This window comes from Mycobacterium ostraviense (genome assembly GCF_002705925.1).
GTDB lineage: Bacteria > Actinomycetota > Actinomycetes > Mycobacteriales > Mycobacteriaceae > Mycobacterium > Mycobacterium ostraviense.
In genome coordinates, this window is the sequence record NZ_NKRE01000001.1 from 2754435 (window position 1) to 2770401 (window position 15967).

Consider the following 15967-nt stretch of genomic DNA (forward strand, 5'->3'; position numbering starts at 1 on the left):
GGTCCTCGCCGCGGAGGCTTACCGCGAGTGGATCTGCTGCACCGGCAGTCGCGGCCCGCGGCGCGGCTCGTAGGCCAGTCCGCTGGCTTCGAGCAGCCGAACCACCCGATGCCGGTGCGGCCGCATCGGCTCCAGCACCTCGAGCATGCCGGCGTCGTCGACCGGACGGCCCAGCAGGGTCCAGCCGATCATTTTCGGAATGTGGTAATCACCCACCGACACCGCGTCGGGGTCACCGAAGGCCCGCTGCGCCGTCTCGGCCGCGGTCCACACACCGACTCCCGGCAGCGACGTCAGCGCCTCGCGCGCCTGCGCTGCCGGCACCGCGGTCAAACGCTCCAGCGACGCCGCCCGCCGTGCGCAGCTCACGACCGTCCGGGCCCGCCCCGGGTCGACGTTGGCGCGGTGAAACTCCCACGACGGGATGTGCCGCCATGCGTCAGCCGAGGGCGGCACCCGCATGCCCTCGGGCGCCGGTCCGGGGGCGGGCGTGCCGTACTTGGTCACCAGCAAGCGCCACGACCGGAAGGCGTCGGCGCCGGGGACCCGCTGCTCGATGACCGCCGGGATCAACGCCTCCAGCACCTGCCCGGTGCGGCCCAGGCGCAGGTGCGGCAGCCGCCGGTGCGCGGCCGCGACCGTCGGCTCACTCGGCACGAAATCCGAGGCGTCGTCGTCGGCTCCCAGCAGCGCCGGCAGCAGCTCGAGGAACTGCTCGGCGCCGGGGCCCCAGGCCACGCAGTGAGCCGCGTCGGGCGCCACCCGGCTGATGCGCGCCGTGACCGGCCCGCTGGTCAGCAGGCTGGTGCGCCAGATCGTGCCGTCTCCGGGGACGCGAAAGCAGGGATCGCCGCGGCCGCGACGCAATGGTGCCAGGGTGTGCCCGAAGCCGGCGGCCCCGGGGAATGTGACTGTGCGTGCGCTGATCACCTGAGCCTGCCATGAGACGCCCGCGAGCGAACTGGGAGCGGGACCTCGATTGACCGCGATCGCCCTGCCGGGACAGGATGACGATGTGATGACGCCGTTCGACGACCCTCAGGCCGAACTGGCATGGATGTTCATGCAGAGCATGTGCGAGGGCGGAGACCTCGACGAGGGCTTCGCATTGCTCAGCGACGACTTCACCTATTGGAGCATCGTCACGCGTTCGGCAATCGATAAGGCGACGCTGCGGCGCGCGGTCGAGCGCCGCAAAAAGAAGTTCGAGGTCAACATCGAATTGCTCCGCTGCCTCAACGAAGGCGAGACGGTTGTCGTCGAAGGCCAAGTCGAGGCCGTCACCGCCGGCGGCACCCGCTACGACAGCCCATTCGTCTGCATCTTCGAATGCCACGACGGCCAGATCGTGTCGCTGCGCGAATACAGCGATACCCAGTCGTTGGCGAAGGTGTTTGCCTGAGCGGGTCTTACGCCGGCTCGACGATGATGCCGGCCTTGTCGGGATAGAACGCGACGTGCCCGGTTATCGCAGCCACCGCGGGATAGGGCTGTTCGTAGGTCCAGATCGCATCCTTGACGGTGTCGCCGGCCGAGGTGGTCACGCTGTAATAGCTGGCTTGTCCCTTGAACGGGCAGTAGCTGCTGGTGTCGCTGCGGGTGAGCCGGTCTTGGGCGACGTCGGCCAGCGGAATGTAGTGCACCACAGGCAAACTGGCCTCCCGTAATTCCAGTGCCGCAGTCGTGTCCGCGACGAGTTCGCCGTTGACGCGGACCTGTACCCGGCCCTTGGTCGGTTCGATCGTGATGGGATGCCCTGCGTTGGGCTCTGAGACTTTCGGGTGGCTCATGCGGCTTTCAACGCCTGGCGGCGATCAACATTCCCGGCCGAAGGCGTAGCGGTGGTACTGCGACATGTTGGCCAGTGCCGACACCCGCGACATCAGCCAGCCCATCACCTGGTAGGCGCGCGGCAACCGGGCGAAGCTGTCCGATTCGAACCAGCGGACCCAGGCCAGGAGCCGGGTGCCGGGCACCGCCCGCAAGATGTCATCGGGTCCGTCGATGCCCCAGCGCAGCGTCGATCCGGATCGGCGCACCACGGTGTTCATCCATTGCGACTTGATGCCCAGCCGGTTGAACGCGTCGAACTGCAACTCACCGGACGGAAACCGGTCAACCACGCGTCGCAATAGTCCAACGCCGTCCGGTTCGCTCAAATACATGGTCAGGCCCTCGCCGATCAGCAGCGCGGGCCGGTCGTTGGGAATGTCGGCGAGCCAGGCCGGATCGGTGACCGACGCGGAGACGACGTGGTGGTGGGCAGCTGCGGGGTACAGCCGGGTGAACAGCGCGGCGACCTCGGGGTAGTCGACGTCATACCACTCCACCGCCGGGCCCGGCTGCAGCCGGAAATATCGACCGTCCAGCCCGCAACCGAGGTGCAGCACGACAGCGCTGGGATGCGCGGCCAGGAATTGGCGGGCCCAGGTGTCCAAGTGCGCCGTCCGCGTCGTCACCACTGCCGAGTTGCGCGCGGTGATCGCGGTTTTCGTCCAGTCATAGTCGATGCGCCCGACAACCTCCTTGGCGTAGCGATCGCCCAGGATCGGGTTCGCCGAGCCGGCGTCGAGCGCCTTGGCGTACAGGGTCGCGAGCATGGTCTGCGGCGGCCCGCTGAGGTCGACCGCGACTTTGTCCATACGGCTGCCTATTCGGATGACGCGGTCTTCGCGTCCGGTCTGGCGGTGCGCATCGCGGCCCAGAACCGGGCGGCCTGGCGAATCGATTCCTCGACCGGGCGCGGCTGCCAGCCCAACTCGCGAACCGCCTTGCTGTGGTCGACGTCGGCCTCGGCGCGCATCATCCGCACCGACTGCAGGCTCAGTTCGGCATCTTTGCCGGTGAGCCGGGCCCGCAGGCTGCCCAGAGCGCCCAGCGCGTAAAGCACCGGCACCGGGATCGAGCGTCGCGGCGGCGGCACCCCGGCCTCCTCCGCCGCGATCCGCACCACCTCGGTCAACGCGATCATCCGCTCGGAGACGAGGTAGCGCTCGCCGTTGCAGCCGCGTTCGGCTGCCAGGATCATCGCTTCGGCGGCATCGTCGACTCCCACGGCTTCCAGTTGGATCCCGGTCATCAGGAAGGGCAACTTGCCGAAAACCGCGCCGGCGATGAAGGCGCCGTGGGGTGTGCGGCCCCAGTCGCCGCTGCCATAGGTCGTCGAGACGCACAGTGCGACGGCGGGCAGCCCAGCCTCCGACACGTACCGCATCACCAGGTTTTCGGCTTGGACCCGGGATTGGACGTAGGGGCTGATCCGGCGGACATCGACGACGTCGTCCTCGGTCGCCACGTGCCCATGACGGCGGCCCACCGTGGCATAGGTGCTGGTGAAGACGAACCTGCGCAGGTCCGCGGCTATCGGCTTTTCGACGGCCACATCCAAAACGTTGCGCAGGCCTTCGACGTTGGTGCGAAACAGCGGCGACGGGTCGCGCAACCAGGCGCGGGTGTCGACCACGCAGTAGTAGACGTCGTCGCAACCGTCCATCGCCTCGCGCAGCACCGCGGTATCGAAGACGTCGCCGTGAAATCGGGTGAGCTCCAGGTCGTCGATCGACCGGGTATTGGCGGTGGGGCGCACCATCGCCCGCACCTGTTCGCCGGCCGCGACCAGTCGGCGGGTCACATGTGACCCCAGGAAGCCGTTGGCTCCGATGACCAGCTTGGGCTTGGTGCTCATTGTGGTCCCCCATACCGTTGCATCCACTGCGCCGCGTCCTCGTCGAGGGTGCCCAGCGCCTGCGCCTTGCGGCACCACGTCAGTCCCGCCTTCAAGAAGCGCAGCGGGTTGTAGATGTCTTCCTGACGGCACCACAAGCCGTCGCCGGCGTAGGTGATGATCGAAATGTTGGTCGCGCTGATCACGCTGCCGTCGCCGGGGTCGCGCATCCGGTTGTCCAGCTCCATGATGATGCGGCCGGTGGACTCGTCGATCACCGACCACAACGACGGAAACGCCACCATGTGACTGCCGGGGAAGGTCGACATCGTGTACTGAATCCAGGCGCGCACCTGCTCGCGGCCGTGCATCGTGCCCGCGGCATGCTCGATGTATTCGACGTCCGGGGTGTACTGCGCGACCCAGTCGTCCCAGTCTCGGGTCTGCGCCGCGCGGGCGACGGTCCGCTCGAATTCGCCGAATGCCGCGGCCAATTCGTCGCGGCTGAACACCGGGCCGGTCACGTTAGCTCCTCAGGAAGGCCCGGCATGAGGCGAATCGTACGACGTCCGACGTCGGTAGCGCCGACGGCATCGACCTCGACTGCGTGGTCTGGCTCTGGGCGATGTCCGCCAGCCGCAACTAACCTCGGATCGTGGGCCCTTGACGACCCCACCGAAGGAGAGACTGCAATGACGACCAACAAGGCAATCCTGGCCGGCGGATGCTTCTGGGGCATGCAGGACCTGATCCGCCGTCAGCCCGGTTTCATCTCGACCCGCGTCGGCTACAGCGGCGGCGAAACCCCCAACGCCACCTATCGCAACCACGGCAACCACGCCGAGGCCGTCGAAATCGTCTACGACCCGGCGGTCACGGACTATCGCACCCTGCTGGAATTTTTCTTCCAGATCCACGACCCGACCACGAAGAACCGGCAGGGTAACGACGTCGGCACCAGCTACCGCTCGGCGGTCTTCTACCTGGACGACGAGCAGCGGCGAATCGCGCTGGATACCATCGCCGACGTCGAGGCCTCGGGCCTGTGGCCGGGCAAAGTGGTGACCGAAGTCAGCCCGGCCGGAGCATTCTGGGAAGCCGAGCCCGAGCATCAGGACTATCTACAGCGCTACCCCTACGGGTACACCTGCCACTACATCCGCCCGGGCTGGAAACTGCCGCGACGGGCCCCGGCAAGCCAATAAGCGCCAGCCGCTAACGGGTACGCACCACGATTCGTCCGCCGTCCTTGGGAATGTAGGCAACCCCACGGCAGTGCCACTTCTCGTCGGGCGCCGTCGTCGTCTCGATGACGAAGTGGCGCAACACCGTTCGCAGCACCACATCCATCTCCATGTTGGCGAACGCCGCGCCCACGCAGCGGCGGGTGCCGCCGCCGAACGGGATCCAGGCGAATGCGGACGGCTTGCTTGTGATGTAGCGCTGTGGGTCGAAGCGTTGCGGGTCGGGGAATACGTCGGGGTTGTCGTGGATCTGGCCGATGTTGATGATGATCGAATCCCCGCGCGGGAGCGCCCACTCGCCCAGGCGATAAACGTCGGAATAAACGTGCCGGGCCGCGAAATCGATGACGGTCCTGGCCCGCTGGACTTCCAGGATGGTCGCCTGGCGCAGCTCGTCACCGCCCGCATCGGCCTCCGCCACCAGGGCGGCCAGGATCTGCGGGTGCCGGGTCAGCCGCTCGAACGCCCAGGCCAGCGTGGCCGCGGTGGTCTCGTGCCCGGCGGCCAGCAGGGTGAGCAGCTCGTCACCAATGTCCTTGCGGGACATCACCGAACCGTCGTCGTAGCTGCTGCGTAACATCAACGCGAGCACGTCGGTCCGATCGGCGAAGTTCGGGTCGGACCGCTCCCGGTCGATCAGCTTGTCGAGGACGGCGTCGTACTGCCGCCGATACTCGGCCAGCCGGCCCCACGGGCTGTACCGGCCATAGTTGCGTTTCGGTTTGGGCATCGCGGCCAGCCGCGAGCCCAGCGTGACCCATGGCGGAATCAGCCCGCGCAGCTCGTCGAGTTCGGCCCCGTCGGCCCCGAACACTGCCCGCAGGATGGCGTTGAGGGTGATGTGCATCATCGACGGCAGGGTCGCGAACGGCTCCCCCTGCGGCCATCGAGCCGTCTCGCGCAGCGTCTCTTCCTCGATGATGGCCTCGTACTTCTTGATGCTCTTGCCGTGAAACGGCGGCGCCAGCAGGCGTCGCCGCCGGCGATGGTCGTCGCCGTCGAGCGCGAACACCGAACCGGAGCCGAACAGCCGGCTCAGATTGGGCTGGATGTTGCCCAATTCCTCGGGGCTGGTGGTGAACACCTGCCTTGCCAGCTGCGGATCACCGACCACCACGACCCGCCCGTAGATGGGGATGTTCAGGGTGAAGACGTTGCCGTAGCGGCGCGCCAGCCGTCGCATCATGCCGCGGCGCGTGACCGCAAAGACCAGGCCTTGGACCAGGCTCGGAATTCGCGGCGCCGGCGGCAACGTGCCTCCGGGTGGTGCTGGCGCATCGGTGATTGCGTGGCTCATCGACATGGGCTCCCAACATCTGCCCCGGCTGCTCGATCAGGAACACGGGGATGGTACCGCGGTGTACCGCAGGCTTATCCTGGCACGGTACTCTTTGGTACCAAGGCTGACAAGGTCCGCACCGATCCGGGTAAGGAGGCGCGTTGGTGACAGCAGTTGCCGGCAATGCCGCGCCGGTCGACGTCGATCCCTTTCGGCTTCGGCTGTTCGACGGTCTGGCCGCCGCTATCGGTGAACGCGGCTACCGCGCGACCACCGTCGCCGACGTCGTGCGCCACGCGCGCACCTCGAAACGCACCTTCTATGACCAGTTCGCCAGCAAAGAGCAGTGCTTCCTGGAGCTGCTGCGGGCCGACGTCGAAAAGCTCGGCGAGCAGATCTCGGCCGCGGTCGATCCCGACGCCGACTGGCATCAGCAGATTCGCCAGGCGGTCGAGGCCTACGTCGGGCACATCGAGTCCCGGCCGGCCATCACGTTGAGCTGGATTCGCGAACTCCCGTCGCTGGGCGCCGTCGCGCGGCCCGTCCAGCGCCGGGGATTGCAGCTGCTGTCCACCCTGCTGATCGACCTCAGTGCCAGCCCGGGGTTCCGGCGGGCCGGCCTACCCCCGCTGACCGTGCCGTTGTCGGTCATCCTGCTGGGCGGACTGCGCGAGCTGACCGCGCTTGCCGTCGAGGACGGGCGGCCGGTCCGCGACGTCGTCGCACCGGCGATCGATGCGTCGATAGCCCTCCTGGGCCCTCGTTCGTGAACGGGCCGACTACGCTCGACGCACACCCGGGGATTTGTGGAAAGGACTGCGATGCGGCTATCGACCCGGAACCAGCTCAAGGGCACCATCACCGAGGTCGACCTCGGCAGCGTGATGGCGATCGTCAAGGTCAAGCTCGACGGCGGCGACCAAATCGTCACGTCGTCGGTCACCAAGGACGCGGCGGTCGAGCTCGGCCTGAAGGCCGGCCAGCCCGCAACGGTGTTCATCAAGTCGACAGAGGTCACGATCGGCGTCGAGTGACCATGGCCACCATGCGTGCCGAACGCTTCTATGCCGACACCAAAAAGGTAGCGCTGGAAGATGTTCCGATACCGCAGCCGGGTCCCGGTGAAGTCTTGGTCAAGGTTGCCTTCTGCGGGATCTGCCACTCGGACCTGAGCCTGATCAACGGGACGTTCCCGGTGGGCCGAATACACCGTCGCGCAGGCGCCCGGCCTGACCCGGGTGCCGGACAACGTTCCGCTGGAGCAGGCGGCGATCCTGGCCGACGCGGTGTCGACGCCGTTCGGCGCCGTCGTCCGAACCGGAAAGGTGGGGATCGGCGAATCGGTCGGGGTCTGGGGTGTCGGCGGGGTGGGCACCCACATCGTCCAGCTCGCACGGTTGGTCGGCGCGGCACCGGTGATCGCCCTCGACATCAACCCGGCCGTTCTGGAACGCGCGCTGGAACTCGGCGCCGACTACGCGTTCGACACCCGTGACGACGGGTTGACCGACAAGCTCGCCGAGGTCACCGGCGGGCGGTTATTGGACGTGGCGTTCGACGCCGTCGGCCTGAAGGTGACGTTCGAACAGGCCCTGGGCTCGCTGACACCCGGCGGGCGGCTGGTCGGGGTGGGAATGAGCGCAGAGTCGCCGACCATCGGACCGACGGTGATGTTCGGGGTGACCCGCAAGCAGGTGCTCGGTCACCTCGGTTACCAGAACGTCGACATCGAGACCCTGGCGAAGCTGGTTTCGCTTGGGCGCCTTGATATTTCGCGGTCGATCAGCGAGGTCGTCACGCTCGAAGACCTCCCGGCGGGCATCGAGAAGCTGGAGCGGCAGCAGGGCAACCCGATCCGCATCCTGGTCAAGCCGTAAGGAACGCGCGCAGCCGGTCCAGCACCAGGTCGGGCCGCTGCTCGACGATCCAATGGCCGACACCGTCGACCAGCTCGACCTCGAAATCGCTTGCGCGATCTTCGTATCCGCGCAGCAGGTTGGGCGTGATCACCGGATCGCCGGTGCCGTGTAACCAGCGCACCGGCACGTCGACCCGAGCGTCGTCGTACTCGCCGCGCAGCCAGCGCGCCATCTCGGTCGTCTGGAAGCTGCGGTACCAGCGGGAGCCGGCTTCGGCGTGCCCGGGCTGGCGCATGCAGTCGACGTACATCCGGACGTCCTCGTCGGGCACGCTGAATCCGCCACCGACCCAGGACGCGAGCATCCGGAAGTAGCGGGCCTTGGGGTCGGCGATCAGCCGGGGACCGATGACCGGCAGCGAGATCGGGATCTGGTACCAGAACCGCCACATGTGCCGCAGCATGCCGAGGTCGCGGTGCACCCACGGCGCCGAGGTGTTCAGGCCGAAGAAACCGGTCACCTTGGCGGGGTGGCGCAGCATCATGATGAAGGCGACCGGGCCGCCCCAGTCATGGGCCACGAGTTTGACCTTCTCGACACCCAGCCGGTCCAGCACCGTGGCCAGATCGTCGGCCATCTCGCTCTTGAGGTATCGCGAGCGCGGCGCCGAGCTCCAGCCCGCGCCGCGCAGGTCCGGGCACAGCACCCGGTAGCCGTCGGCGGCCAGCGGACCGATCAGCTCGTGCCACTCCCACCAGTTCTGCGGAAAGCCGTGCACCAGCATGACCGCCGGCCCGTCGGTGGGCCCGGCATCGGCGACGTGGATCGTGACGCCGTCGCCTACCTCGACATATCTGTGCTCGACGCCGTCCAGGGCGGGCATGGTGGTCATGTGTTGAGAAGGTAGCGCTTGCCCCACCCGGGTGGCCACCGAGCCTGTAATTTCGCAGGCCGCTACTCGCACTTCTTCTGCATATTTACAGGCTCGGCGTCAGGCCCGGCGCTACTCCAGGAAGCGCTCGACATAGGGCGCGAAGCGGGCGCGCAGGTCCTCCTCGGCAAGCCCGAACATCTCGCAGGACGTTTCGACGTTGCCCAGCCGGCCGCGCCGGTGGCCCGCCAGGTAGCCGGTGATCGCCGCGCGCGCCGGTTCGTCGAACGACTCGCCGGCCAGGACGTACACCCGCCCGGCGACACCGAGTTCGTCGGCCATGAAGTCGTCGAATCGGATGTCGATCGAGCGCTGCGGACCGATGGTGTCGCGATCGCGCACCAGCGCGGTGAGCATCCGGTCGAGCCGGTCCACCCAATATGCCGCAATCTCTGTCACCGGCACCGGCGAGCGGTGCATCCGGGCGGAATAGGTGATCATCGCCATCATCGACAGTGCCACCGGCACCGGGTCGCGGTGGGTGAACACCACGATGCCGCCGGGAAAAACCCGATCCAGCACCGGCACCTGCTCGAGGTGCTGGGGCGACTTGAGCAACCACCGCCGCCCGCCGCGCAGAAACTGCATCGCCTTGAGCTGCCTGGCCAGGTATCGGTAGTGGGGCGTTTGGTCGTGGGCCTGGTAGTAGTCGCGCCACTGGGGCACCTGGGCCAGCGTCTCGAAAAGCATGGTCGAGAAGTCGTTGGCCAGCAGCTGAATCTCTTCATGCACATGGTCGGTGGTCATCTCGTGCATCAGCGGGAAGTAGGGCATCACGGTGTTGATCACGGCCACCGCGACGTCCATGCGTGCCCGCCGCGGATCCGGCTCCACGCCAACCTCGCGCGGCAGCGGAAAAGGCTCGACGCTTTCCCAGTACGGCATGGTGCGAAAGGTCGGCGCCGCCGCCAGCATGTTGTGCAGATGTGTGGTGCCGGTGCGGGGCAAACCGGCGATGAACACCGGTGATTGCAGTTCGACGTCGTCGATCTCGGGATGCGTGGTGAGCAGATCGGTCAACAGCAGCCGGTTCTTGAGCAACTGCAGCAGTTGCCCGTAGAAGTTCACCACCCCGGCCGCGTGCAGCCCGTCGATGTCGCGCAGCGCGGCCAGGAAGACGTCGAGGCGTTCCCGGTAGTCGTCGTCGCCGAAATCGTGCAGGCCGGTGTCGGCGCTGGCGCGCGCGTGCAACGCCTCGGCATCCAACGGACAGTCCGGGGCCAGTGCGGCCATCAAGTCGCGGATCCGCTGGGCCTCCGCGCTGAACCGGGGCTGAGCCAGGTCGTCGAGACGAACGACATCACTCACGGCGACTTATGTTACTCTGAGTTTCGTAATGGTAGTCGATTTCGGCCGACCCCGTGATCCGCGGATCGACGCGGCGGTGCTGCGCGCGACGGTTGAACTGCTCGCCGAAACGGGCTATGCCGGGCTGCTGGTGTCCGCCATCGCCGAACGGGCCGGCACCAGCAAGCCCGCGATCTATCGGCGCTGGCCCAGCAAGGCCCACCTGGTACACGAGGCGGTGTTTCCGATCGGCGCCCAGACCGCCATTCCGGAGACGGGATCGCTGGAGGCGGATCTGCGTGAGATGGTGCGACGCACGATGGCGGTCTTGGCGACGCCGGCCGCCCGCGCGGCGCTCCCCGGCCTGGTCGGCGAGATGGCGGCGGACCCGACCCTGCATGCCGCACTGTTGGATCGGTTTGCCGGCATCATCTCCGGCGGTCTCGCCGGACGGCTCGAGAACGCCGCTGCCGCAGGCGAAATCCGGGCCGACGTAACCGCTGATGAACTGGTCGAGGCCATTGCCGGCAGCACACTGCTGCGCCTGCTGACCCGCGGCGCCGAACTCGACGATGCCTGGGTGCACCGCGCCACCACCTTGCTCCTGAGAGGAATCCTGAAGGGAATGCCTGAATGACGCACGAGTCGACTACGGCATGGCGGGAATTGCTCGACACCTTGGGCGCCCTGGACAGCGGCTTCCTCGAGGGCGAGCGTGCGGTCACCGACGACCGGCACCTCGCCGACGGATACCGGATGCTCGCCGCCACCCTGGGTGTGGCCTTCGACGCCTATCTCTTCCCCGAGCCGGGCCGGCCGCAGTTCGTCGCGGTCAACACCCCGTTTCGTCGCGACCGCCGCTGGGGCGGCGACAACACCGACGCCTACTACTTCATGTGCCCGGTCGATCCGGCACGGCGCTACCGGATCGGCGGCAACAAGGGTGACAGCGCGTATTTCTCGGTGACCGCCTACAACGAACCCTCCCCCGGCGCGTGGTCGGACCGGGTCGTCGCGATTGTCCGCGACAGTGATCTCGATATCGACGCCGACGGCAACTTCTCCTTCGAGCTGGGTCCGACGCCCGATGCCGCCGTGCTGATGACCCGTGACTATCAGGCCGACCCGCTGACCGGCCGCCCGGTCACCTGGACCATCGAGGCGCTCGACGCGCCGGACCCGATACGCCACGGCGACGCCGAGACCGCCGCAAGACTGCGGGCGGCGGCCACCTGGATGCGCACCATGTTCGCCATCGTGCCGCTGGCCGTCGGGGACAGGGCCCGTGACGCGCATCGACTCGGACACGAGACCGCCTACGTCGCAAACCAATTCGCCGCCCCCTATCAGGTGCCCGACGCCAACTTCGGCTGGTCGGCGCGCGACGCCTGCTACTCCTACGGCAGTTTCGTGCTCGACGACGACGAAGCGCTGGTCATCACCCACCGGCCGCCGCCGTGCCGGTTCTGGAACCTGGTGGTGTGGAACCAGTTCATGGCCACCTACGGCCCCGCCGAGGGCCCCGATGCCCGCTGCTCGATCAACGGTCACAGCGCCGTGGCCAATAGCGACGGCTCGGTGACGATCGTGTTGTCCCGCGCGACGATGGTCCACCCGAATTCGCTGACCACGCTTGGCTATCCGCGGGGCAACCTCGCCTTCCGGTGGTTTCTGGCCGACGAGCTGCCGGCGCGGCCCGAGGTGAGACTGGTATCGCTAGCCGACGCGCCGACCGGCGTGGGTTAAAGCTCGCGGACCAGCTCGATGGCCCGGCCGAGCGTCGAAAGCTTGGCATCGAGCGTGTCGCCCGCGGGATAGAGCCGCACCGTGTTCACACCGGTGTCGCGCCACACCTCAAGGCGGGACCGGACCATGTCCTCGGTCCCGATCAGCGTGGTGGCCAGCACCATCTCGTCGGTGATCGACGCGACCGCGCGGTCGCGCTCACCGCGCTGCCAGTCCTCGCGCACCGCGGCGGCGACGTCGGCCCAGCCTTGCCGGCTGTAGGCCCGGTTGTAGTAGTTGGTGCTGGCCGACCCCATGCCGCCCAGGCTGAACGCCAGCTCCTTCTTGCGACCGGCGACCATGCCGCGCAGCTGGTCCTGGTCCTTGGCGAACGCGACCTCGGCGCCCTGACAGATGTCGATGTCGGCCCGGGTGTGGCCGGCGGCTGCCAGCCCGCTATCCAGGTGCGCGAAGTAGGCGCCGGCGGCGCCTTCCGGCACGAAGCTGGTGCCGAGCCAGCCGTCGGCGATCTGTCCCGTCAACCGCAGCATCGCCGGGGACAACGCGGCCAGATAGATCGGGATGCGGTGTTCGGGCCGCGTCGACAAGCGCATCGGCACCGCCTCCCCACCGGGGCGCGGAATCTGAAACTCGTTGCCGGAGTAGGCGATTTTGCCGCCGGCAAACGCTTGCCGCACGATGTCGATGGTTTCGCGCATCCGCGCCAGCGGCCGGGTGAACGACACCCCGTGCAGGCCCTCGATCACCTGCGGACCCGAGGCGCCCAGGCCGAGCAGGAACCGCCCGCACGACAGGTTGGACAGCGTGATCGCGGTCTGGGCCACCGCCACGGGCGATCGGATGCCGAGTTGCAGCACGCCCGAGCCCAGCAGCATCCGGTCGGTGCGCGCGGCGAGGTATCCCAGCGCCGACGGCCCATCCGCACCCCATGCCTCGGCGACCCAGCAGACGTCCAGCCCCAGCTTTTCGGCCTCGACGACGAACTCCACGGTGTCTCGGCCGGCGCTGGACAGTTCGACCGTGGTGGCGGTGCGCATCAGCGGACCCCGTGTTCGGCCAACCTCTTGATCGCGGCCAGCGTCTTGTCGATCGCGGTCTCGAACTCCCGCAACCGCACGAAGACGATCTTCTGTTCCTTGTCGGGCATCGCGTCGATGGCGCGCGACAACCCCGAGCGGCCCGGTCCCAGCTGCGTCCAGTAGGTCAGCAGGGTGCCTCCGTCCCGGGGTGTCAGGCGGAACCGCCAGGTGGCCGAGGGGTTGTCGGGTTCGCCTACAGCCCAAGTGAATTCGTGTGGCTCGTCGCAGCTGACAATTTGTGACGTGGTGCTCCATTCACCGAATGCGTCGTGCTGGTTGTGTCCGACGAACCGGGCGCCGACCCGGGGGCCGGCGGTCCCGTCGACCCATTCCACTGCTTGCAATTCGTTGCTGAGGGTCGGCATCAACTCGACGTCACAGACCAGACTCCAGACGCGCTCGGGATCGGCGTCGATCCACGTCGAGGCTTCCACGGTTGGCTTGTCTGCATAGCGCGCGCCGGTCCACTCCACGGGCCCATTGTCCTCCAGTTGGGCTGTTGTGGCCCCTCGCTCACAACATTGTTTCGCATCGAGACTGCGCCCAGCGCTACCTGCTCCCGGGCAAGCAGGCGCTGTGCGCAGGCTCGACGGCGTCACCGCAGGCTCGGCGGCGTCATGCCACTGACAGCGCGACCGCTTCCTGCGCGGTGGCCATGCGCCGCGCCGGCCAGGACCCCGGGAGGCTGAGCTTCACGATCTTGCGCACCACGGTGGCGAACTGCTTGGGCAGCGGGCCGCTGTTGTAGGGGATGCCGTAGCGCTCGCAGATCTCCCGCACCTCCGGGGCGATCTCGGCGTACCGCCGGGCCGGCATGTCGGGGAACAGGTGGTGCTCGATCTGGTGCGACAAGTTGCCGGACAACAGATGAAAAAGCTTGCCGCCGCTCAGATTTGCCGAGCCGAGGACCTGACGGAAGTACCACTGACCGCGGGACTCGTTCTTGGTTTCCTCGGCGGTGAACTCCTGAGTGCCGTCGGGGAAGTGGCCGCAGAAGATGATCATGTACGACCACACGTTGCGCATCAGGTTGGCCGTGAGGTTGCCCGTGAAGACGAACGGCGCGAACGGCCCGGCCAGTAGCGGGAAGGCGACGTAGTCCTTGAGGGTTTGGCGGCGCGTCTTCTTCCAGATCTCCCGCAAGACCTCGCGTTTGTCGGCCAGCCGGATCTCACCGGCCCGGATGCGCTCGGACTCCAGTTCGTGCAGCGCGACGCCGTACTGGAACAGCACCATCAACAGGAATGCGTAGACCGGGTTGCCCAGGAAGTAGGGCTCCCAGGGCTGGTCTTCGCTCATCCGCAGGATGCCGTAGCCGATGTCGCGGTCCATTCCCACGATGTTGGTGTGGGTGTGGTGCAGGTAGTTGTGCGAATGCCGCCATTGATCGGCCGGGCAGGCCGTGTCCCACTCGAAGGAACGCCCCGAGATGGCCGGGTCACGCATCCAGTCGTACTGACCGTGCATGACGTTGTGGCCGATCTCCATGTTGTCCAGGATCTTTGACACCCCGAGCATCGCGGTTCCCAGCAGCCACGCCGGCGGCAGGAACAGCAGGACTCGTCCGCCGACTTCCAGGGCGCGCTGCGTCTTGATGACCCGGCGGATGTAGTCGGCGTCTTGTTCGCCGAGATCCGCCATGACGCGTTCCTTGATGGCGTCGAGTTCGCGGCCGAATGCGTCGGCCTGTTCGGGGGTGAGGGTGATCTTGTTGGGTGTCATTGAGAACTCCTTGAGATGGTGTCGGTTATAGGGCGAGGTCGACGTCGCCGACGGGAACCGAGACACAGATCTGCACGTTCTCGTCGGGACCCGTGGAGACGGCCCCGGTGACCAGGTTTCGCACCGTGCCCGAGGTCTTGCGCCGGGTGCAGGTGTGGCAGATGCCCATCCGGCAGCCGTTCTCGGGCGTCAGGCCGGCCGCCTCCGCCTGCTCGAGCAGCGAGCGGCCGTCGTCGACGACGTCGATACCGCTGTCGGCGAAGGACACTCGGCCACCCGAGGGGTTCGCCGGCGCCTCGAACACCGGAGGCACGAAGCTCTCGGTAACGACGTTGTCACAGTGCTCACGTACCGCCTCGACCAATGATGTTGGGCCGCAGACGAACACCGCATCCGGCGACGGCATCGCCATGGCCAGGTGGTCCGCGCCGAAGCGGCCGACCAGATCACCGGCGCCGGAGCGGGTGTAGCCGTGCAGCACCCGCACCCCCGGCCGATCTTTGTGGGCGGCCAATTCCTCGCGATAGCACGCCTCCCCAGGCGTGCGCGCGTAGTGCACCAAGGCGATCTCGCCCTGATGGCCGTCGGCGACCAGGGTGCGCAGCATCGCCATGACGGGCGTGATGCCACTGCCGCCGGAGACGAGCAGGATACGGCGCGGCCGCTTCGCCGGTAACACGAAGTCACCGCCGACACCGGCCAGGCCGACCACCATGCCGCGGCGGGCACGCTGGTACAGGTAGGTCGAGACCAGCCCGCCGTCGTGGTGGCCGATCGTCAGCTCGAGGGTCGGGCTGCCTTCTGCGTTGGCCGGTGAATAGCAGCGGGTGTGCCGGCGACCGTCGATGTCGACGGTGAGGTTGACGTACTGACCGGCCTTGACGGTGTTGGTGGAGGTGAAGGTGTCGTTGGGAGCGACGGTGAGGGTGACGCTGCGCGGCGTGTCGCGCCGCACCTCGATGACCTTGGCGCGGGCCTCACCCAACGTCCACGTCGGCGCCACCAGCTCGGTGTAGCGGTCGACGCCGTGCGGACCGGTGAGCAGGTCGACCAGGTCGGAACCCAGGACTCGCTTCGCAACGGCTTGGCTAAAAGTTTGGGTGAACATATGTACACGGTGCGCCGGGATTGAGCAGTTCGTCAAGTGTTTCCGCAG

General features: G+C 67.4%; 18 protein-coding genes and 1 pseudogene. 7 read left to right on the forward strand and 12 right to left on the reverse strand.

The features are described 5' to 3' along the window. Positions 1 to 18: 18 nt before the first annotated feature. Positions 19 to 930, reverse strand: a complete 912-nt coding sequence (locus CDN38_RS12545; protein ID WP_075512552.1) for a DNA-3-methyladenine glycosylase family protein — start codon at positions 928 to 930, stop codon at positions 19 to 21. A gap of 88 nt (positions 931 to 1018) precedes the next feature. Between CDN38_RS12545 and CDN38_RS12550 the strand changes: the two genes are divergently transcribed. Continuing rightward, entirely contained in the window at positions 1019 to 1402 is a 384-nt protein-coding gene (locus CDN38_RS12550) for a nuclear transport factor 2 family protein (RefSeq protein ID WP_075512597.1), read from the forward strand. A gap of 7 nt (positions 1403 to 1409) precedes the next feature. Here the strand turns inward: CDN38_RS12550 and CDN38_RS12555 are convergent, their stop codons facing one another. The 4 genes from CDN38_RS12555 to CDN38_RS12570 are packed head-to-tail and all read right to left on the reverse strand — an operon-like array spanning position 1410 to position 4188. Further along, on the reverse strand, positions 1410 to 1790 hold the full coding sequence (locus CDN38_RS12555) for a DUF427 domain-containing protein (protein WP_075512553.1): 381 nt from the start codon (positions 1788 to 1790) through the stop codon (positions 1410 to 1412). Between the two features lie 24 nt (positions 1791 to 1814). Continuing rightward, a complete protein-coding gene (locus tag CDN38_RS12560; protein ID WP_075512554.1) occupies positions 1815 to 2642 on the reverse strand; it encodes a class I SAM-dependent methyltransferase in 828 nt (275 codons plus the stop codon). Positions 2643 to 2650: 8 nt separating this feature from the next. Next, positions 2651 to 3685 carry an NAD-dependent epimerase/dehydratase family protein gene (locus tag CDN38_RS12565; RefSeq protein WP_075512555.1) on the reverse strand — a complete coding sequence of 345 codons (1035 nt, stop codon included), beginning with the start codon at positions 3683 to 3685 and terminating at the stop codon, positions 2651 to 2653. Next, on the reverse strand, positions 3682 to 4188 hold the full coding sequence (locus CDN38_RS12570) for a nuclear transport factor 2 family protein (RefSeq protein WP_075512556.1): 507 nt from the start codon (positions 4186 to 4188) through the stop codon (positions 3682 to 3684). Before CDN38_RS12570 ends, CDN38_RS12565 begins: the two co-directional genes overlap by 4 nt. Positions 4189 to 4356: 168 nt before the next feature. On the opposite strand from CDN38_RS12570, the gene msrA reads away from it, so the two are divergent. Next, a complete protein-coding gene (gene msrA / locus CDN38_RS12575) occupies positions 4357 to 4869 on the forward strand; it encodes a peptide-methionine (S)-S-oxide reductase MsrA (protein ID WP_075512557.1) in 513 nt (170 codons plus the stop codon). A gap of 10 nt (positions 4870 to 4879) precedes the next feature. Here the strand turns inward: msrA and CDN38_RS12580 are convergent, their stop codons facing one another. Then, on the reverse strand, positions 4880 to 6205 hold the full coding sequence (locus CDN38_RS12580; protein ID WP_075512598.1) for a cytochrome P450: 1326 nt from the start codon (positions 6203 to 6205) through the stop codon (positions 4880 to 4882). 146 nt (positions 6206 to 6351) lie between these two features. Here CDN38_RS12580 and CDN38_RS12585 point away from each other — a divergent pair, with 146 nt between their 5' ends. The 3 genes and pseudogenes from CDN38_RS12585 to CDN38_RS12595 all read left to right on the forward strand — a co-directional run bounded on the left by CDN38_RS12585 (position 6352) and on the right by CDN38_RS12595 (position 8064). Beyond that, positions 6352 to 6957 carry a TetR/AcrR family transcriptional regulator gene (locus CDN38_RS12585; RefSeq protein ID WP_075512599.1) on the forward strand — a complete coding sequence of 202 codons (606 nt, stop codon included), beginning with the start codon at positions 6352 to 6354 and terminating at the stop codon, positions 6955 to 6957. A 51-nt stretch (positions 6958 to 7008) separates the two neighbouring features. Further along, the gene (locus tag CDN38_RS12590; RefSeq protein ID WP_075512558.1) at positions 7009 to 7221 is read left to right on the forward strand and encodes a TOBE domain-containing protein; all 213 of its coding nucleotides are present in this window, start codon (positions 7009 to 7011) and stop codon (positions 7219 to 7221) included. Between the two features lie 2 nt (positions 7222 to 7223). Beyond that, positions 7224 to 8064 (forward strand): annotated as a pseudogene (locus tag CDN38_RS12595) (zinc-binding dehydrogenase). Here the strand turns inward: CDN38_RS12595 and CDN38_RS12600 are convergent. Both CDN38_RS12600 and CDN38_RS12605 read right to left on the reverse strand, forming a co-directional pair. After that, entirely contained in the window at positions 8054 to 8938 is an 885-nt protein-coding gene (locus CDN38_RS12600; protein ID WP_075512559.1) for an alpha/beta fold hydrolase, read from the reverse strand. The pseudogene CDN38_RS12595 and the gene CDN38_RS12600 sit on opposite strands and share 11 nt — an antisense overlap. A 111-nt stretch (positions 8939 to 9049) precedes the next feature. After that, positions 9050 to 10285, reverse strand: coding sequence for a sulfotransferase family protein (locus tag CDN38_RS12605; RefSeq protein ID WP_075512560.1), 1236 nt, complete (start codon positions 10283 to 10285; stop codon positions 9050 to 9052). Positions 10286 to 10313: 28 nt separating this feature from the next. On the opposite strand from CDN38_RS12605, the gene CDN38_RS12610 reads away from it, so the two are divergent. Together CDN38_RS12610 and CDN38_RS12615 are read left to right on the forward strand one after the other, a co-directional pair. Then, on the forward strand, positions 10314 to 10901 hold the full coding sequence (locus CDN38_RS12610) for a TetR/AcrR family transcriptional regulator (protein WP_075512561.1): 588 nt from the start codon (positions 10314 to 10316) through the stop codon (positions 10899 to 10901). Next, positions 10898 to 12010 carry a DUF1214 domain-containing protein gene (locus tag CDN38_RS12615; protein WP_075512562.1) on the forward strand — a complete coding sequence of 371 codons (1113 nt, stop codon included), beginning with the start codon at positions 10898 to 10900 and terminating at the stop codon, positions 12008 to 12010. The genes CDN38_RS12610 and CDN38_RS12615 overlap by 4 nt, the downstream gene beginning before the upstream one ends. On the opposite strand, the gene CDN38_RS12620 is transcribed toward CDN38_RS12615, so the two are convergent. The 4 genes from CDN38_RS12620 to CDN38_RS12635 form a co-directional block, all read right to left on the reverse strand. Continuing rightward, on the reverse strand, positions 12007 to 13047 hold the full coding sequence (locus tag CDN38_RS12620; protein ID WP_075512563.1) for an LLM class flavin-dependent oxidoreductase: 1041 nt from the start codon (positions 13045 to 13047) through the stop codon (positions 12007 to 12009). The genes CDN38_RS12615 and CDN38_RS12620 overlap by 4 nt on opposite strands. After that, a complete protein-coding gene (locus CDN38_RS12625; protein WP_075512564.1) occupies positions 13047 to 13562 on the reverse strand; it encodes an SRPBCC family protein in 516 nt (171 codons plus the stop codon). Before CDN38_RS12625 ends, CDN38_RS12620 begins: the two co-directional genes overlap by 1 nt. Positions 13563 to 13704: 142 nt before the next feature. Next, a complete protein-coding gene (locus tag CDN38_RS12630) occupies positions 13705 to 14811 on the reverse strand; it encodes a fatty acid desaturase family protein (protein WP_075512565.1) in 1107 nt (368 codons plus the stop codon). Between the two features lie 25 nt (positions 14812 to 14836). Continuing rightward, positions 14837 to 15919: a ferredoxin reductase gene (locus CDN38_RS12635; RefSeq protein WP_075512566.1), complete on the reverse strand. Its 1083-nt coding sequence runs from the start codon at positions 15917 to 15919 to the stop codon at positions 14837 to 14839. Positions 15920 to 15967 lie beyond the last annotated feature (48 nt).